This is a genomic window from Enterobacter pseudoroggenkampii (genome assembly GCF_026420145.1).
GTDB lineage: Bacteria > Pseudomonadota > Gammaproteobacteria > Enterobacterales > Enterobacteriaceae > Enterobacter > Enterobacter pseudoroggenkampii.
This window is the reverse complement of sequence record NZ_JAPMLV010000001.1, coordinates 882,265-899,073: the sequence shown is the minus strand read 5'-3', so window position 1 is coordinate 899,073 and position 16,809 is coordinate 882,265. Positions and strand designations below refer to the sequence as shown.

19 protein-coding genes are annotated in these 16,809 nt (G+C 57.0%); 4 read left to right on the top strand and 15 right to left on the bottom strand.

Annotated features, from left to right (window positions below):
* Positions 1–81: 81 nt before the first annotated feature.
* Positions 82–1,296, top strand: coding sequence for an MFS transporter (locus OTG14_RS04375; protein WP_267214637.1), 1,215 nt, complete (start codon positions 82–84; stop codon positions 1,294–1,296).
* Positions 1,297–1,371: 75 nt separating this feature from the next.
* Here OTG14_RS04375 and flgL read toward each other — a convergent pair whose 3' ends face one another.
* The 11 genes from flgL to flgB form a co-directional block, all read right to left on the bottom strand.
* The gene (flgL, locus tag OTG14_RS04370) at positions 1,372–2,325 is read right to left on the bottom strand and encodes a flagellar hook-associated protein FlgL (protein WP_024909019.1); all 954 of its coding nucleotides are present in this window, start codon (positions 2,323–2,325) and stop codon (positions 1,372–1,374) included.
* Between the two features lie 14 nt (positions 2,326–2,339).
* Positions 2,340–3,980, bottom strand: coding sequence for a flagellar hook-associated protein FlgK (gene flgK / locus OTG14_RS04365; RefSeq protein ID WP_024909018.1), 1,641 nt, complete (start codon positions 3,978–3,980; stop codon positions 2,340–2,342).
* Positions 3,981–4,055: 75 nt separating this feature from the next.
* Entirely contained in the window at positions 4,056–5,009 is a 954-nt protein-coding gene (flgJ, locus tag OTG14_RS04360) for a flagellar assembly peptidoglycan hydrolase FlgJ (protein WP_024909017.1), read from the bottom strand.
* Positions 5,009–6,106: a flagellar basal body P-ring protein FlgI gene (locus OTG14_RS04355; RefSeq protein WP_024909016.1), complete on the bottom strand. Its 1,098-nt coding sequence runs from the start codon at positions 6,104–6,106 to the stop codon at positions 5,009–5,011. The genes flgJ and OTG14_RS04355 overlap by 1 nt, the downstream gene beginning before the upstream one ends.
* A gap of 12 nt (positions 6,107–6,118) precedes the next feature.
* Entirely contained in the window at positions 6,119–6,817 is a 699-nt protein-coding gene (flgH, locus tag OTG14_RS04350) for a flagellar basal body L-ring protein FlgH (RefSeq protein ID WP_024909015.1), read from the bottom strand.
* Positions 6,818–6,874: 57 nt separating this feature from the next.
* On the bottom strand, positions 6,875–7,657 hold the full coding sequence (gene flgG / locus OTG14_RS04345; protein ID WP_008500810.1) for a flagellar basal-body rod protein FlgG: 783 nt from the start codon (positions 7,655–7,657) through the stop codon (positions 6,875–6,877).
* Between the two features lie 11 nt (positions 7,658–7,668).
* Entirely contained in the window at positions 7,669–8,424 is a 756-nt protein-coding gene (locus OTG14_RS04340) for a flagellar basal body rod protein FlgF (RefSeq protein WP_008500811.1), read from the bottom strand.
* A gap of 20 nt (positions 8,425–8,444) precedes the next feature.
* Positions 8,445–9,695 (bottom strand): flagellar hook protein FlgE, encoded by a 1,251-nt coding sequence (gene flgE, locus OTG14_RS04335; RefSeq protein ID WP_024909013.1) that lies wholly within the window; start codon positions 9,693–9,695, stop codon positions 8,445–8,447.
* A gap of 26 nt (positions 9,696–9,721) precedes the next feature.
* A complete protein-coding gene (gene flgD, locus OTG14_RS04330; RefSeq protein ID WP_048990267.1) occupies positions 9,722–10,432 on the bottom strand; it encodes a flagellar hook assembly protein FlgD in 711 nt (236 codons plus the stop codon).
* An 11-nt stretch (positions 10,433–10,443) separates the two neighbouring features.
* On the bottom strand, positions 10,444–10,848 hold the full coding sequence (gene flgC / locus OTG14_RS04325) for a flagellar basal body rod protein FlgC (protein ID WP_008500814.1): 405 nt from the start codon (positions 10,846–10,848) through the stop codon (positions 10,444–10,446).
* A gap of 3 nt (positions 10,849–10,851) precedes the next feature.
* Positions 10,852–11,268 carry a flagellar basal body rod protein FlgB gene (flgB, locus tag OTG14_RS04320; protein WP_023311135.1) on the bottom strand — a complete coding sequence of 139 codons (417 nt, stop codon included), beginning with the start codon at positions 11,266–11,268 and terminating at the stop codon, positions 10,852–10,854.
* A gap of 157 nt (positions 11,269–11,425) precedes the next feature.
* Here flgB and flgA point away from each other — a divergent pair, with 157 nt between their 5' ends.
* From flgA to flgN, 3 genes are all read left to right on the top strand, one after another.
* On the top strand, positions 11,426–12,085 hold the full coding sequence (flgA, locus tag OTG14_RS04315) for a flagellar basal body P-ring formation chaperone FlgA (protein WP_267214636.1): 660 nt from the start codon (positions 11,426–11,428) through the stop codon (positions 12,083–12,085).
* A 93-nt stretch (positions 12,086–12,178) separates the two neighbouring features.
* Positions 12,179–12,472: a flagellar biosynthesis anti-sigma factor FlgM gene (flgM, locus tag OTG14_RS04310; protein WP_157188928.1), complete on the top strand. Its 294-nt coding sequence runs from the start codon at positions 12,179–12,181 to the stop codon at positions 12,470–12,472.
* Between the two features lie 4 nt (positions 12,473–12,476).
* Positions 12,477–12,902: a flagella biosynthesis chaperone FlgN gene (flgN, locus tag OTG14_RS04305; RefSeq protein ID WP_008500818.1), complete on the top strand. Its 426-nt coding sequence runs from the start codon at positions 12,477–12,479 to the stop codon at positions 12,900–12,902.
* A gap of 59 nt (positions 12,903–12,961) precedes the next feature.
* Here flgN and murJ read toward each other — a convergent pair whose 3' ends face one another.
* The 4 genes from murJ to rimJ all read right to left on the bottom strand — a co-directional run bounded on the left by murJ (position 12,962) and on the right by rimJ (position 16,797).
* Positions 12,962–14,497, bottom strand: a complete 1,536-nt coding sequence (gene murJ / locus OTG14_RS04300) for a murein biosynthesis integral membrane protein MurJ (protein ID WP_024909009.1) — start codon at positions 14,495–14,497, stop codon at positions 12,962–12,964.
* A 129-nt stretch (positions 14,498–14,626) separates the two neighbouring features.
* A complete protein-coding gene (locus tag OTG14_RS04295) occupies positions 14,627–15,550 on the bottom strand; it encodes a Gfo/Idh/MocA family protein (RefSeq protein ID WP_267214635.1) in 924 nt (307 codons plus the stop codon).
* A 2-nt stretch (positions 15,551–15,552) separates the two neighbouring features.
* Positions 15,553–16,203, bottom strand: a complete 651-nt coding sequence (locus tag OTG14_RS04290; RefSeq protein WP_267214634.1) for a YceH family protein — start codon at positions 16,201–16,203, stop codon at positions 15,553–15,555.
* A gap of 9 nt (positions 16,204–16,212) precedes the next feature.
* Positions 16,213–16,797, bottom strand: coding sequence for a ribosomal protein S5-alanine N-acetyltransferase (gene rimJ / locus OTG14_RS04285; protein ID WP_008500822.1), 585 nt, complete (start codon positions 16,795–16,797; stop codon positions 16,213–16,215).
* Between the last annotated feature and the right edge of the window lie 12 nt (positions 16,798–16,809).

The following is a 16,809-nucleotide window of genomic DNA, read 5'->3' as shown; positions in this document are numbered from 1 at the left end:
AAGCGTTTTACCACCGGGCCCGCTACCGTCGCAAGGCGTACTGATAAAAAATAGCCGCACACGACGAATGAGGAACAACTTATGAACACAACAACGACTCCCCATGCTGTAAGCCGCTGGGTGATTTTTATGCTGGCTCTGGGGGCCGGTTTCAGCGTGGCATCAATCTATTACGCGCAGCCCCTGCTGCCGCTGATGGGTGCCGATCTGCATCTGAGCATTGAAGGTATGGGTCTGGTACCAACGTTAACTCAGGCAGGCTATGCGCTCGGTATCCTGTTCCTGCTTCCCCTGGGCGATCGCCACGACCGCAGGACGTTAATTCTGATTAAAAGCGCAGCGCTGGCGCTGTTTCTTCTCGGCTGTAGCCTGACCGGGCAGATCCATTCTCTGCTGCTGGCAAGCCTGCTCATCGGCATGGCCGCCACCATGGCACAGGATATCGTCCCTGCTGCGGCGATTCTTGCGCCAGAAGGTAAACAGGGGAAAACCGTGGGCACGGTAATGACCGGGCTGCTGATGGGTATCTTATTATCAAGAACCGTGAGCGGCGTAGTGGGCGAAGCGTTTGGCTGGCGCGTCATGTACCAGCTGGCGGCGGCGAGCATTGCCTTCATCGGGGTGATGATGTGGTTTGTGCTTCCCCGTTTTGCCATTCACTCCACGCTGAGCTACCCCGCGCTGATGCGCTCAATGGAACATCTGTGGCGTCGTTATCCGGCGCTGCGCCGCGCGGCGCTGGCTCAGGGTTTTCTGTCGATTGCCTTCAGCGCCTTCTGGTCAACGCTCGCGGTCATGCTGCTGGAACGCTATCACCTTGGCAGTGCCGTTGCGGGTGGGTTTGGTATTGCGGGTGCGGCCGGTGCGTTAGCTGCCCCGCTGGCGGGGGGTCTGGCGGACAAACTGGGCGCAGGAAAAGTCACGCAGCTTGGTGCAGTTCTTGTGACCGTCTCATTCGCCCTGATGTTCCTGATGCCCGCGCTGAGCGTTCATGGACAGCTGATGCTGATCGCCGTCTCTGCCGTCGGGTTCGACCTGGGTCTGCAGTCCAGCCTGGTCGCTCACCAGAACCTGGTCTACAGCCTTGAACCGCAGGCGCGCGGTCGTCTTAATGCCCTGCTCTTTACGGTGGTCTTTATCGGGATGGCGCTGGGCTCCGCGTTAGGCAGCAATATCTACTCGCTGGCTGGCTGGACGGGCGTGGTCGCGCTGGCCACCGTCTGTGGCATCATTGCGCTGGTCATCCGTCTGATAGAAAGCGCGCGTGTCGCCTCCGTACCGGCGGAAGCCGCATAAAAAAAATGCCCAATCCAGACGGATTGGGCAGTAAAACATGCCCAGTTTCAAGACATGTTCCAAGAGGTCAAGATGTTATTTGTTCAGCTGGAACAGAGACATGCCCTGCATATCGCTAAACGCTTTATAAGACGCCTGCAAGGCCGCCTGCTGCATGGTGTAAGAGGAAATCGCTTCGTTCCAGTCGACATCTACCAGATCACTCATCTGCTTAGTCTGACCCAGGGCACGGTCATCTCCCAGCGTATCGAGTTTTTCCAGTTCGTTCATCTTGGTTCCCACATCCGCAACGACCGTCAGGACGTTGTTCTGGGCGTTTTTGATGCCGATCTGCGCATTGGCAATCACCTGGTTTTGCGCCGTTGCGGCAGCCGGATCGTTCTCAATCGGTGTCTTCAGGGACGCAATGGCAGAATCCAGGATTTTGAACATGTTGGTCTGGCCATATCCACCGCCCGGCAGCTGTTCCGCATTACTGGTAATGCTTTCGAAAATTTGCTGTCCGGTATGGCTAATGGTCATATTTCGCGCCGTATCAACCTGCTGCGAGATGGCCTCTGCGCCGCCGTTATAATCCCCGGTCACGGCATCAAACGGTGCGCTCTCGGTTTTGTATCCCGCGAAGATAAAGCGACCATTGCCATCCGTCGTGTTGGCCAGGTTCATCAGCTGATCGCGGATCCCCTGGATATCGGTCGCCAGAGAAAGACGGTCGTCATCGCTTAATGTGCCGTTGGACGCGTAAACTAACTTCTCGCGCACGCTTGAGATTGCGGTGTTCACCTGGGTTAACACGTTATCTTCCAGCGAGACCTTCTGCGTTGCAAAGGTACGCGCAAGCGCGAACTGGCTGTTTTGCGACTGAGATTGCGACAGAACGATGGCCTGCGACGCGGCGATAGGATCGTCCGAAGGACGGTTAACGCGCTTACCGGTGGACATTTGCTCACCGTAGCTCAGCCATCTGCTCTGGGAATCAGTGATCCCGCGCATGTTCTGCTCATACATCATCTGGGTGCTAATACGCATTATTCACCTCAACCTTAACGAATGTTGATAATTGCATCGAAGAGCGTACTGGCAGTCTGGAGAACCTGGGCGTTCGCCAGGTAATACTGCTGATAACGCTGCAAATTGCCATACTCTTCGTCGAGGTTTACCCCAGAGATGGTCTGCTGCTGCTTGATTAACTGCGTTTCCACATTGGCTTTCGTCTGGCTGCTCACCTTCAGTGACGCCGTGGTGCTACCGACGGTACTGACGAGAGAGGCATACGCATCGTTGAAGGTTTTATTTCCACCCACCACTTTGCCGTTTTGCAGATCGAGCAGTTTCTGACCGTTACGGTTGTCACTTTCGCCGCCGTTCTGTACCGACGCCATCGCCAGTTTGGACTCGTCGCTGATCGCCAGATCCATGTTCATGATGACGTTGGAAACCGGCTTCACGGTGAAACTGTCTTTGGTATTTGCCGTACCGCTCACGTTGACGTTAAGGCCATCAAACGACAGATTACCGCTGGCATCCGGGCTCATCGTAAAGCTGGTTTTGTCTGATGTGCGGGTGACCGTCCAGTCAGTGCCGTTAAACTGCAGCTTATAGTCAGTCGCCTGGACCTGTTTGCTGTCCGCCACAGAGGCCGTAACAACCGCCGATCCGCCGTTCTTGCTGTTGGACAGCACCGCAGGAGAACCAAAGTTGAACAGCTTACCGCCCGCATCACCGTTTGCATCAAAACCGGCTTCATGCTGCGTGTTCATCGCATCGGCAAAGGCCAGCGCCATCTGGTTCAGAGTGTTACGCGCTTTATCCAGATCTTCATTACGGAAGGTCAGTAAACCGCCTAAAGAACCGGTGGTGATAAATTTCTCGGGGATCTCAATATTACCCGCCACGTCATCGACGTAGGCGACGGTCGTACGCGCCGGATCGGCGCTGGACTTCACGGCAGCCAGCTGGCTGGCTTTGCTGCCCTGCACCAGGCTGTAACCATTGCCGAGAGAGATATTAAACGTGCCGCTATCCTGTACGGAGACTTCCACGCCCACGATTTTGTTCAGTTCAGTCACGAGCTGATCGCGCTGGTCGAGCAGGTCGTTAGGCGAAGCCCCCGCGCCAACGCCGGTCAAACGAGAAATCTGATCGTTCAGATTCGCAATCTGTGTCGCGTAGTTGTTGATCTGAGATACGCTGCTTGAGATGGCGGTATTCACCTGCGTATCCTGGTCACGAAGATACTGATCGTTGGTTTTAAACTGATTGACCAGACCGCCCGCTTTCCCCAGCACCGTCTGACGTGCAGCCGGATCTTCCGCGTTGCTCACCAGTGTTTGCAGACTTTTGAAGAAATCCTGCAGGGTGGTGGAGAGCGAGTTGGTGGTATCGGAGAGCACATCGTCAATTTTTGACATCTGCTGATAGCGCGTCGTCAGACCGCTGCTCTGCGTCTGCGCGGCGCGCAGCTGGTTGGTGATGAAGGCGTCATACTCACGCTGGACACCGGAGACATAGACCCCGTTACCCACCCAGCCACCGCCGGTCAGCGTGCTGTTAGATGCGCCCAGCACCGTGGTCTGGCGGGTGTAACCTGCCACGTTATAGCTTGAAATATTATTACTGACGGTATTGAGTGCCGACTGAGCAGCACTGAGGCCACTCATGGCGCTGTTAATCAAACTGGACATGGGGGTTCCTTTTATACGTTCAGACACGAGTCCTGATGAAGGTTATCGGCAACCTCCACCGGGACTTGAGAACTTTCAGAACAGATTTTCGATATCTGTGCTATAGGCTTTGCTGACCTTCTCGCCCATGGATTTCAGCTGCTGGATCATGCTGGTGAGCTTGCGTGCATAGTTCGGGTCAGTCGCGTAGCCCGCGTTTTGCAGCGCCTGAGCCCCCTGCTCCGCCGTCGCCGCCTGCGTAACGGCGGTATAACGCGGATTTCGGCTCAGCAGGCCGACATAATCGGACAAGGCTTCCAGATAAGAGCTGTAGACGCGGAATTTGGCTTTGACCTTCACCGCCGCACCGTTCTCGTATTCGGTGGTCGTGATCTCCGTTGTCGGCCCCTTCCAGCTGGAGGTGGCCTTCACGCCGAAGATGTTGAAGCTCGGCTCGCCGTTTTCCTTGCGGATCTGACGCTGACCCCAGCCCGACTCCAGCGCGGCCTGCGCCAGAATCAGGTGATGCGGCACGCCGCTCTGTTCGCTGGCAAGGCGCGCAGGCAGAGAAAGCTGCGCCAGGAAGTCTTTGCTGTCACCGGAGAGCGGCTCATCGCCACTGCCCGTGGCTTTTGGCATCGCTTTACGCACCAGCTGCGTCAGGGCCTGGTTCTGATAGCTGGTCACCGTTTCCAGGTCGAACTTCATCGGCACCTGCTGCGGCTGCTCCTGAGGCTGAATGCCCTGCGCGGCTTCGGTCTGTTTGACAATCATGTCAGCCAGACCGAGGCCTTTACCCGCAGTCATCTGCTGCGCAATCTGCTGGTCATACATGCTGGTGTAGAGACGCGTTGAATCACTGCTGAACATCCCGTCTTTCGGCAGGGTTTCACGCATGCTTTTCAGCATCATCTGTACAAACATCCCTTCCACCTGGCGGGCGACCGGGCGGATATTCGCCGCCGGGTCTTTTCCTGCTTTGGTTTTCAGCTCGTTGAGCGACTGGGCGTCCCAGGCTGCACTGGTCAACAGTTTGCTATCGGTCAGCATTAGATGATTTCCAGTTTGGCGCGCAGGCAGCCCGCGCTTTGCATCGATTGCAGGATGGACATCAGATCCATCGGCGTTGCCCCCAGGGCATTCAGGGCACGCACCACGCTGTTCAGATTGGCGCTGGAGCGAACGCTTTGCAGTGACCCGCCGCTCTGACGCATATCAATCTGCGTTTGCGGCGTCACCACCGTCTGACCGCCACCAAATGGCGTAGTCGGCTGGCTCACGTTCGCGGAGCGGTTTACCGTCACGGAGAGGTTACCCTGCGCCACGGCACAGCTGTCGAGCGACACTTCCCGGTTCATGACCACCGAGCCGGTACGGGAGTTGATGATCACCTTCGCATCCTGGACCGGAACATTCACTTCCATATTCTGGATATCTGCCAGCATGCGCACCTGGTTGCTGCTGCCGGTAGAGGTACGGATCTGTACGGTGCGCGCATCGAGTGCCGTTGCATTACCGTAGCCGCGGCTGCGGTTGATGGTATCGGCAATCTGCTGCGCCATCGTGAAGTCTTCATTATTGAGCTGCAGGTTGATGGTGTTGCCCGCGCCAAACTGGGTCGGCAGTTCACGCTCAATGATCGCCCCGTTGGTAATCCGTCCGCCGTTCAGCTGGTTCACCTGCACGCTGCTTCCGCCTGCGGATGCTCCCGCACCGCCGACCAGTATGTTCCCCTGCGCCAGCGCATAGACCTGGCTGTCGACGCCTTTCAGCGGGGTCATCAGCAGCGTACCGCCGCGCAGGCTTTTGGCGTTACCCATTGAGGAGACCACCACGTCAATGGTCTGTCCCTGACGCGCAAACGCCGGGTAGGAAGCGGTGACCATTACTGCCGCCACGTTTTTCAGCTGCATGTTGGTTCCCGCCGGCACGGTAATGCCGAGCTGGGAAAGCATGTTGTTCAGGCTTTGGGTGGTGAACGGCGTCTGGGTCGTCTGGTCACCGGTACCATCCAGACCCACCACCAGACCGTAGCCGATCAGGGAGTTTTCACGTACGCCCTGAACGCTGGTGAGGTCGCGAATACGGTCAGCCTGGGCAAACGTTGCCACCAGCGCAAGCGCCACGGCGAAGATCGATTTAAACATGGGTCACCTCGCTTACATCGGCGATAAATTAAGGAAGAAGCGCTGCAGCCAACCCATATTTTGCGCTTCATTGATATAGCCGTTACCGACGTACTCAATGCGCGCATCCGCCACCTGGGTGGACGGAACGGTGTTGGTGCCGCTGATGGTGCGAGGGTTAACCACGCCCGAGAAGCGAATGAATTCAGTGCCCTGGTTGATGGCGATCTGTTTTTCACCCACAACGTGTAAGTTGCCGTTAACCAGTACCTGGTCAACCGTGACCGTCAGCGTACCGCTGAAGGTGTTGCTGGCGTTCGCGCCGCCTTTGCCGTTAAAGGTGTTGCCGCCGGACGCGTTCACATCAGCACGCGCGTTGCCGAACAGCCCTTCGAGATAGCGTGGCACGGTATCGAAGCCAAAATTGGTTTTGCCATCGCGGCTGGCATTCGCCGACGAGCTCTTGCTCGCGCTGACATTTTCCTGCAGCACAATGGTCAATGTATCGCCGACGTTACGCGGGCGGCGATCTTCAAACAGCGGCTGATAGCCGTAATTAATCGGCTGCGCGGTCTGGAAAATGGAGCCGTTTACCACTGGCGCAGGGCCAGGAACGGGCTGGGCAGTCGTCGCACCCTGGACCAATGGTTTGGACGGGATCAAAGCACACCCGCTGAGGGTGACAGCCAGAACAGTCAGTATCGGATAACGAAACGCCGCGTTTTTTTGCATTGCCTTCATCTTCGAAAACAGGGAGCCGGCGCGGCGTTTACCGCACCGGGCTACACCTTAGAGTTGCGTCAGTTTCTGCAGCATCTGGTCGGTCGTCGACACTGCTTTACTGTTAATTTCATACGCGCGCTGAACCTGGATCATATTCACCAGCTCTTCCGCCACGTTCACGTTGGAGGTTTCAACATAGCCCTGGTACAGCAGGCCCGCACCGTTCAGGCCTGGGGTGCTCTCATTTGGCGTACCGGAGGATTGCGTTTCGGTGTAGAGGTTCTCACCAATGCTTTCCAGACCGGTATCGTTCATGAAGGTGGTCAGGTTGAGCTGCCCAACCTGAACCGGCGCGGCCTGTCCCTGCTGGGTCACGCTGACCACACCGTCACGTCCGATGGTGATGCTCAGGGCGTTGGCCGGGATGGTGATCGCAGGCTGGACCTGGAAACCGCCCGCCGTCACCAGCTGGCCGTTCTGATCGACCTGGAACGAACCGTCGCGTGTATAAGCAGAGGTCCCGTCAGGCAGCTGCACCTGGAAGAAGCCCTGCCCTTTGATTGCCACGTCTTTACTGTTGTTGGTCTGAGACAGGTTGCCCTGACTGTGCAGACGCTCGGTGGCCACCGGGCGAACACCGGTACCGATCTGCAGGCCCGAAGGCAGCGTCGTCTGTTCAGAAGACTGCGCGCCCGGCTGGCGGATGGTTTGATAAAGCAAATCTTCGAAAACAGCGCGCTGACGCTTGAAACCATTGGTGCTCACGTTTGCCAGGTTGTTGGCAATCACATCCATATTGGTTTGCTGGGCGTCCAGGCCTGTTTTCGCGATCCATAAAGAACTGATCATAAGGAGTCCTGTTAACTCATAGCCAGAAGTTGGTTAGCCTTGCCCGCGTTTTCATCCACGCTGCTGATGATCTTCATCTGCATTTCAAAGCGGCGGGCGCTGGCGATCATGTCGGTCATGGCTTCGACCGGCTTGACGTTACTGCCTTCCAGAACGCCGGACATCACGCGGATGCTCGGATCGGCCTGTAACGTGGCACCCCGCGTCGCCTGCGCCGCCTGGGTCAGACGGAACATGCCGTCATCGCCACGCTGCACCTCTTTGCCTTCCGCCTTAACCAGCTTCAGACGTCCGACGGGCGCAACGGTGTTGGCCGGGTCGCCCGGGTTCAGCGCCGAAATGGTGCCGTCCGCGGCGATAGTCAGCTCAGAGCCTTCCGGCACGGTCAGCGGACCCGCTTCCCCCATCACCGGATGCCCCTGAATCGTCAGCTGGCCCGTCGCGCTCACCTGGATGTTCCCGTTACGGGTATAGCCTTCGCTGCCGTCGGCCGTTTGCACCGCCAGCCAGCCGTCCTGCTGCAGGGCAACGTCCAGCGGGCGTGAGGTGTAGTCCATCTGCCCAGGCGTCATATCTGCGCCAGGGGTAGATGCCGTCACCAGCGTACGGGTTGGCAGAGAAAGCCCTTCTACCGGCACCGCGCGCAGAGCATTAAGCTGCGCGCGAAAGCCCGGCGTTGAGGCGTTTGCCAGGTTGCTGGCGGTAACGGCCTGCTGATTGAGCGTCTGGCTTGCCGCGCCCATCGCGGTATATATTGCGTGATCCATTGCGCTTTCCTGTTAGCCGCTTAACGCAGGTTAACCAGCGTGTTGAGGATCTGATCCTGGGTTTTGATGGTCTGCGCGTTCGACTGATAGTTACGCTGCGCGACGATCATGTTCACCAGTTCTTTACTCATATCCACGTTGGAGGCTTCCAGCGCGCCGTTGGTCAGCTTGCCGAAGTTACCGGTGCCCGCGGTACCCAGCAGCGCCACGCCGGAGGACTGAGAGGCAGACCAGACGTTGTCGCCTTCTGATTTCAGACCTTCGTTGTTGGCGAAGTTTGCCAGCACGATCTGACCCAGAACCTGAGACTGTTCGTTAGAGTAGCTTCCCACCACGGTGCCATCGTCGTTGATCTGGTAGCTCACCAGATCGCCTGGCTTGTAGCCGTTCTGATTGGTTGCCACAACGCTGTTCGCACCGGTGTTCTGCTGCATGGAGTTCAGGAAGCTCAGGGAGAAGGTCGCCGCCGTCGCACCGCTGACAGAACCCGTGGTGATGTTAATGGCCGGCGTGGCGTTTGGCGTTGCGCTCAGTACACCCGCAGCGTCGTAGTTATAGACACCCGCCAGGTTGCCGTTCGCATCAAAGTTCATCTGCGCCGCTTTCGCTGCTGTAGAACCTGCAACGCTGCCGTCCTGAGTGTAAAGATCCCATTTATTGTTGGCCGTCTTCACGTAGTAGACGTACATGTTATGGGCGTTACCCTGGCTGTCGAATACGGTCACGGTCCCTTTTTTGTTATAGGTGTCCGGGTTGGTCGCATCGAAAGGGGCAGTTTGAACAGGGTCGGTTGAGTTCAGGTTGATCTGCTGCGTCGCGGTGGTGGTCGATTTTGCCGCCATCAGGGTATTCGGGATAGTAATCGCCTGAGGGTTCGCACCGGTCTGAACGGTAGGCGGCGTACCCGCTACCGGGTAGCCCGTCAGCTGCATGCCCTGCATGTTCACCAGCGTACGGTTTTCGTCCAGCTTGAACTGGCCGTTACGGCTGTAGAACACGGAACCGTTGGAATCGACCATACGGAAGAAACCGTTCTGGCTGATGGCAACGTCCAGACCACGACCGGTGTTGGTGGTGGTGCCGTCGCTAAAGTCCTGAGTGATGCCCGCAACTTTCACGCCCAGACCCACTTTGGAACCGGCAAACATGTCTGCAAATGATGCAGAACCGGATTTAAAACCATAGGTCGCGGAGTTGGCGATGTTGTTGCCAATGACGTCCAGGTTGGTGGCCGCAGCATTCAGGCCGCTGACCGCTTGAGAAAAGGCCATGACTTACTCCTGATAAGTGATAAGGCTTAGATAATCTGCCGAACTTCGTCGAGTGTGGTGGAACCAGAGGTTCCCAAATCCAGTTTGTTGCCGTCGCTTCCTTTAATCACGCCCTGGACCAGCGCGAACTGCAGCGGCTGCGCTACCAGCTGGGTTGTCCCGTTGCTGGCGCTGATCGCTACTTTGTAGGAACCGTTTGGTGCTTTCGTGCCGTCGGTCAGGCTGCCATCCCACGTAAAGGTGTGAACGCCCGCCTTCAGCTCACCGATATCAATGGTGCGAACCACCACGTTATTGGCATCCATGATCGTTGCAGTCACCTTCTCAGCCGGCTGCTGGAGCTCAACGCCAAACGGCGTGGTCGTCGTGGTGGTATTGCCGTCGGTGGTGCTGGTGCCTGCCAGAATCGTGGTTCCCGGGATCATCACCCCGTGGCCAATCAGGCTTGCCGCCTGCAGAGACTGGGCGCTGTTAATCTGCCCAGAGACGGAACCGAGGGTGGTGTTCAGTTTCTCAATGCCGCTCACGGTACTGATCTGCGCAAGCTGCGTGGTCAGTTCGTTGTTCTGCATTGGGTTGGTGGGATCCTGGTTCTTAAGCTGCGCCACCAGCAGCGTCAGAAAGCTGCCCTGAAGATCGGCGGCGTTACTCCCCGTCAGGGAGTTAGAACCCGTCGTACTCTTGGTGTTGTTAACACCCGAGTTCGTAGGATCATTCACATTTACGGCGATGGACATGCATGTCTCCTTTACTGGCCGAGAGTGAGTGTTTTGAGCATCATGCTCTTCACGGTATTAAGCACTTCGACGTTGGCCTGGTAGCTACGGGAAGCCGACATGGAGTTCACCATCTCACCCACCACATCCACGTTTGGCATCTTCACGTATCCGCTGGCATCCGCGAGCGGGTTACCCGGCTCATACACCAGCCTGTCAGGCGCCTGGCTCTCTACCACATCAGACACCTTCACGCCGCCCGTCGCCGCGCCCGGCGCAGCATCGACCTGAAAGACAACCTGTTTGGCACGATAAGGCTGGCCGTCGGGTCCGGTGACGCTGTCGGCGTTTGCCAGGTTACTGGCAGCCACGTTCAGGCGTTTGGACTGCGCGGTTAACGCCGAACCGGCGATATCAAAAATATTCAACAAGGCCATCTATCAGTTCCCCCCCTGCAGGACGTTCATCATGCCTTTGATTTGTCCGCCGAGTACGGTCAGGCCCGTCTGGTATTTCAGGCTGTTATCGGCAAACTGCGTACGCTCCCGGTCCATATCCACGGTGTTACCGTCGAGTGAGGGCTGATCGGGAATGCGGTAAAGTAAATCGGTCGCTGGCGCGGTCATCGCCTGAGCAGGAATATGGCGAGAGGATGTCATGGCAAGTGCAACACCCGTTCCTTCGGCACGTCCACGCTCCATCACCTTTTTGAGTTCACTGGAAAAATCAATATCGCGCGCCTGAAACCCTGGGGTATCGGCGTTAGCGATGTTGGCGGCTAAAATCTCCTGCCGCTGGGCGCGTAAATTGAGCGCTTCCTGCTGAAAACGTAACGCGGCGTCGAGTTTATCGAGCATGTCTCCTCCGCTGATGGCAAAATTTCAGTTCACAGCTTAAATCTCACCCGGTCTCCCCTATCGACGGAATAAGCGCAAAATGCGTCGCTATTTATTGCGTTGATGCAAAACCACTGCAGGTAGAATTCATTCAACTCTGGAAACGGTGGAACTTGCGATGCAAACGTTAAAACGTGGCCTGATGGCAATTTTCTGGCTGTTTAGCCCGCTGGTGCAGGCTGAAGGCTTACAGGATCAGTTGACGGCTTTCTTTGCTGAGAAGCTGGCAGGCTTTAGCGATGACGTTACCGTTACCGTGCGCACGCCACCGAATCTGTACCCGACGTGTGACCAGCCTTCGTTCAGCGTGGTGGGGTTCACAAAGCTTTGGGGGAATGTGAACGTGCTGGCACGCTGCGCCAACGAAAAACGCTATTTACAGGTTGCAGTTCAGGCGACGGGCAATTATGTTGTCGCCGCCGTGCCCATTGCGCGCGGCAGCGTACTGCAGACGAACAGCGTGACGTTAAAACGCGGCCGTCTGGATCAGCTGCCTCCACGCACCATGCTGGAAATAAATCAGGCACAGGACGCCGTCAGCCTGCGTGATGTTACACCAGGCCAGCCGATACAGCTCTCAATGCTGCGCCAGGCATGGCGGATAAAAGCGGGCCAGCAGGTGATGGTGGTGGCCAACGGAGAGGGCTTTAGTATCAACAGTGAAGGGAAAGCGTTAAACAATGCCGCGGTGGCGCAAAACATCCGCGTCAGAATGTCCTCAGGCCAGGTGGTGAGCGGAACCGTCGATTCTGATGGGAATATTCTGATTAACCTATAATCTTTTTAAAGATTTCGCGGCGCGTGCCGATAAATATTCCACTAATGATGATGTCAGGCGCAAACGCCGCGAACCCTCGATGAGGACAACACTATGAGCATTGATCGTACATCAGCCCTGAAGCCGGTAAGCGCTGTACAACCTCGCGAAACGAATGACACTCCTGCGCAGAAAACGCGTCTGGAAAAACCGTCAATGTCCAACAGCACCAGCGTGACCCTGAGCGATGCGCAGGCGAAACTGATGCAGCCAGGCACCAACGATATCAATATGGAACGTGTTGAAGCGCTGAAAACGGCTATTCGTAACGGTGAACTGAAAATGGATACCAGCAAGATCGCTGATGCCCTGATTCAGGAAGCACAGAGTTTCTTACAGAGTAACTAACCGTATGAGTCGACTGTCAGAAATACTGGATCAAATGACGGTTGTCCTGAACGACCTGAAAACGGTAATGGACGCTGAACAACAGCATCTCTCTTCCGGTCACATCAACGGCAGCGCGCTGCAGCGTATTACTGAAGATAAGAGTTCGCTTCTGGCGACGCTGGATTATCTGGAGCAACAACGCCGCGCTGAGCAGGATCCGAAGCGCAGCGCCAATGACGATATTATTGAGCGCTGGCAGACCATTACCGAAAAAACCCAGCACCTGCGCGATCTTAACCAGCATAACGGCTGGCTACTGGAAGGTCAGATTGAGCGTAATCAGCAGGCGCTTGAGGTGTTGAAACCGCATAAAGAAACCGGACTGTACGGTGCGGATGGTCAGACAGCGACTGCGCGTATTGCGGGTGTGAAAAAGATTTCGATTTGACGCATCAGCGACAAATCATGCAGTGGGGAGCACCATAAGGTGAACTCCCCTTTTGGCGTTTATGCCGTCCGACGGGCAAACTCTTTCACTTTGAAGCCCAGCACCGCGAGCGTGGCAAAGTACGCCACCACCCCGACGCCCACCACGGCCATCAGCCGCATCAGACGGTAGGGCATGGTGCCCTGAGACCACTCCGGCATCACGTACATCATGCCGAGCAGCGCGGCAGACATCACCAGTACCGCCACGATCAGACGCACCAGGAAACTTCCCCAGCCCGGCTGCGGTGTAAAAATATCCTGCTTGCGCAGCTGCCAGTACAGCAGTCCGGCATTCAGACAGGCCGCCAGACCAATCGATAATGACAGGCCCGCATGCTTCAGCGGACCAATAAACGCCAGGTTCATCAGCTGCGTCATAATCAGCGTCACAATGGCAATTTTCACCGGCGTTTTGATGTCCTGACGCGAGTAGAACCCGGGCGCCAGCACCTTGACGACGATCAGCCCCATCAATCCGACCGAGTAGGCAATCAGCGCGCGCTGGGTCATGGCGGCATCAAAGGCGGTGAATTTCCCGTACTGGAAGAGCGACACCGTCAGCGGTTTGGCCAGAATACCCAGCGCCACCGCGCTTGGCAGGGCCAGCAGGAAGCAAAGACGTAACCCCCAGTCCATCAGGCGGCAATACTCATCATGATTACCGCTGGCAAAACTTTTCGACAGCGACGGCAGCAGGATGGTCCCCAGCGCCACGCCCAGCACTCCGGACGGGAACTCCATCAGACGGTCGGCGTAGTACATCCAGGAAACCGAGCCGGAAACGAGGAACGAGGCAAAGATGGTGTTGATAATCAGCGAGATCTGGCTGACGGAGACGCCGAGAATAGCGGGCCCCATCTGCTTGATGACGCGCATCGCCCCGGCATCTTTGAGATTGATGCGCGGCAGCACCAGCATGCCGATTTTTTTCAGATGCGGCAGCTGATACGCCAGCTGCAGCACGCCGCCCACGGTGACCGCCCAGGCCAGCGCCAGTACCGGCGGGTTGAAGTGCGGCGCAGCGAACAGGGCAAAGCCGATCATGCTGACGTTGAGAAACGTTGGCGCAAACGCCGGAACAGAGAAGCGGTTCCAGGTATTCAGGATCGCCCCCACCAGCGAGGCCAGCGAGATCAGCAGAATATAGGGGAAAGTAATGCGCAGCAGCTGCGAGGTCAGGGCAAACTTGTCGGCCGTATCGGCAAAACCGGGCGCGGTCACCATAATCACCCACGGCGCGGCTAGCATCCCGAGTACCGTCACCACCGCCAAAGCCAGCGTCAGCAGCCCGGAGACATAAGAGACAAAGACGCGCGTCGCGTCTTCACCCTGCTTGCTTTTATATTCCGCCAGGATAGGCACGAATGCCTGGGAAAACGCCCCTTCAGCAAAAATACGACGCAGCAGGTTCGGCAACTTGAACGCGACGAAAAAGGCGTCCGTGGCCATCCCTGCACCAAATACCCTTGCCACAATGGCGTCGCGCGCAAAACCCAGCACGCGGGAAAACATGGTCATCGAGCTGACGGCCGCCAGCGATTTTAATAAGTTCATTAACGTGAATTTCCAGAACCATACGGATTTGTGAGCCGGGTAAGCGTAAGCGCCACCCGGCAAAGCCAACAAGCGGCGCTTAGTCTAACCGGATTTCAACGAATTACTATCCGCAGATGTTACAGCGAGTTATTCGCTCATGGCCTCGCGCCAGAGCCTTTCCACAATGCGCTGCGCCATAATGGCCTGCTCACCGGACGTTTCAGGAACCGTCTGATTTTGCACGCAGGAGATAAAGTGGCGGGCACAACCGGCAAAACCGCGCTGTTCAAGCGTGCTCTGCCAGCCAGGGGCAGGTAGCGTCACCACGCCGCTGCCCTTCTCTTCCCGCCATTCACGCATGTCGGTTATGTCGTACAACGCGCTGTCGGTAACGGCCTGGACGGATTCACGCTGACTCCCCGCACGACGATGCATGCTGGTCGTGATCTGTAGATGGTCAATCGCGAAATGATGTTCGGCGTAGACCATTTCACCCTGCTCGTTCGTCAGTAGCGTGCCACTTTGCAGCTGTGCATTGTCGCTGGCGAGCCACAGCGCCGTATCCACAACGTGCAGATAGTCATCCAGCAGCGTGAAGCGCAAATCGTTTGGCCCAATGCTGTCGGTACGGTGCTTATCCATCCGCAGCGAGGCGAGCGTGCCCAACTGCGCCTTCAGCTGTTGATAAAGCGGCGCAAAGCGGCGGTTGAAGCCCACCATCAGCGTCAGTTTTTTGCGCGCGGCCAGCTCAATCAGCCGTTCGGCATCCTGAACATTTTCAGCCAGCGGTTTATCCACGCAGACGTGAACCCCCAAATTGAGCAGCTCGCTCACCACCTGATAGTGGGTTGCCGTTGAGGTATGCACAAAAACCGCATCACACTCGCGGGCCAGATCCTGCAGGGAGGCAGCATACGGCATGCGCCAGGTTTCGCAGATACGTTCTGCCTTTTCTCGGGTGGGTGACCATGCCCCTTGCAGGGTCCAGTCCGTCGCTGCACCTAAAACAGGCAGCCAGGCTTTTTGCGCGATGCCGCCCAGCCCCACCACGCCTACGCGTAATTTTTTCACCGTCAGTCTCCCAAATGTGCCAGCAACGCATCCAGACGCTGTTTCAGCCCGGCGACCTCATCTTCCAGCGCCTCTACGCGCGCGGCAAGGCTGTCATTGCTTGCTGAGGCTCCCGCGTCGCTCTCCACGGTAGCGACATCGACGTCACCGCTGAACAGATGCATATAGCGGCTTTCGCGTTTTCCCGGCTCGCGCGCCAGACGCACCACGTATGGACCGTCTTCGCGAGAAGCCAGCCCTTCCAGGGTCTGCTCGACCTCCGGCATATCGCTGAACTCATGCATACGGGAAGCGCGCGTGCGCAGTTCCCCCGGTGTCTGCGCCCCGCGCAGCAACAGCGTGGTGATGACCGCCACTTCCGCACTGCTCAGCTTCAGATCGCCAAATTCGGAGTTACAAAAGCGCTGTTCGTATTTGGTCACGCGGTTGCCGAAGCCGCTGACGGTGCGCAGATAGTGGCGTTTTACCAATGCATCGAGCACGTCCTGAACCTCATGCTCGCTGAGGTTCATCACCGGCTCGCGGTTGGTCTTCTGGTTGCAGGCCATGGTCACGGCGTTGACGGAGAGCGGATACTGCTCCGGCGTGGTGACCTGTTTTTCGAGTAAGCACCCAATCACGCGCGCTTCTGTACCGTTTAGCTGATACTTCATCTTTTCTCCTTAACGACCTGCGGTCCAGTCCCGGGTGGTTAACGCCGTCAGAACGTGGTCGCGCCACTCTCCGTCTATCAGCAGATAGTCTTTGGCGTAACCCTCTTTCTCGAACCCTAAACGCGCCAGCAAATTGCCGCTGCGCTGATTATGCGGCATATAGTTCGCCATGATGCGATGGATATGCTGCGTGCGTTGCATATAGCGGATCGCCACCGTTAACGCCTCGTACATCAGCCCCTGCCCCTGCCATTTCTGGCCGATGGAGTAGCCAAGGTAGCAGGCGTGAAACGATCCCCGCACCACGTTTGAAAAATTGGCGATCCCGATAATCTCTTTCTCTTCAGGATCCAGCAGCGCGAAATAAAACGCGCTGCCCTGCTTGTGAAATTCCGTAATCATGCTGAGGCGCGCCTGCCAGCCGGAAGGGTAACAATGGCTCTCATCCCGAACGGGTTCCCAGGGTTTTAAAAACTGGCGATTCTCGGCGTAATAATCCGCCAGACGCCAGGCATCACGCTCATGCACCAGACGAACGACCAGCCTGTCCGTTGTCAGACGCACTTTTGGCACATTACTGCGATAGCCAAACATCGATACCACTCC

Bases quoted from the DNA above. Each gene is read 5' to 3' on its own strand.
- flgJ (WP_024909017.1), bottom strand. From the start codon at position 5,009: ATGCTGACCGATAGCAAACTGTTGACCAGTGCAGCCTGGGACGCCCAG.
- OTG14_RS04355 (WP_024909016.1), bottom strand. From the start codon at position 6,106: ATGTTTAAATCGATCTTCGCCGTGGCGCTTGCGCTGGTGGCAACGTTT.
- flgG (WP_008500810.1), bottom strand. From the start codon at position 7,657: ATGATCAGTTCTTTATGGATCGCGAAAACAGGCCTGGACGCCCAGCAA.
- murJ (WP_024909009.1), bottom strand. From the start codon at position 14,497: ATGAACTTATTAAAATCGCTGGCGGCCGTCAGCTCGATGACCATGTTT.
- flgL (WP_024909019.1), bottom strand. From the start codon at position 2,325: ATGCGTATTAGCACCCAGATGATGTATGAGCAGAACATGCGCGGGATC.
- flgA (WP_267214636.1), top strand. From the start codon at position 11,426: ATGCAAACGTTAAAACGTGGCCTGATGGCAATTTTCTGGCTGTTTAGC.
- OTG14_RS04375 (WP_267214637.1), top strand. From the start codon at position 82: ATGAACACAACAACGACTCCCCATGCTGTAAGCCGCTGGGTGATTTTT.
- flgE (WP_024909013.1), bottom strand. From the start codon at position 9,695: ATGGCCTTTTCTCAAGCGGTCAGCGGCCTGAATGCTGCGGCCACCAAC.
- flgD (WP_048990267.1), bottom strand. From the start codon at position 10,432: ATGTCCATCGCCGTAAATGTGAATGATCCTACGAACTCGGGTGTTAAC.
- flgB (WP_023311135.1), bottom strand. From the start codon at position 11,268: ATGCTCGATAAACTCGACGCCGCGTTACGTTTTCAGCAGGAAGCGCTC.
- flgM (WP_157188928.1), top strand. From the start codon at position 12,179: ATGAGCATTGATCGTACATCAGCCCTGAAGCCGGTAAGCGCTGTACAA.
- flgH (WP_024909015.1), bottom strand. From the start codon at position 6,817: ATGCAAAAAAACGCGGCGTTTCGTTATCCGATACTGACTGTTCTGGCT.
- OTG14_RS04340 (WP_008500811.1), bottom strand. From the start codon at position 8,424: ATGGATCACGCAATATATACCGCGATGGGCGCGGCAAGCCAGACGCTC.
- flgC (WP_008500814.1), bottom strand. From the start codon at position 10,848: ATGGCCTTGTTGAATATTTTTGATATCGCCGGTTCGGCGTTAACCGCG.
- flgK (WP_024909018.1), bottom strand. From the start codon at position 3,980: ATGTCCAGTTTGATTAACAGCGCCATGAGTGGCCTCAGTGCTGCTCAG.
- OTG14_RS04290 (WP_267214634.1), bottom strand. From the start codon at position 16,203: ATGAAGTATCAGCTAAACGGTACAGAAGCGCGCGTGATTGGGTGCTTA.
- flgN (WP_008500818.1), top strand. From the start codon at position 12,477: ATGAGTCGACTGTCAGAAATACTGGATCAAATGACGGTTGTCCTGAAC.
- rimJ (WP_008500822.1), bottom strand. From the start codon at position 16,797: ATGTTTGGCTATCGCAGTAATGTGCCAAAAGTGCGTCTGACAACGGAC.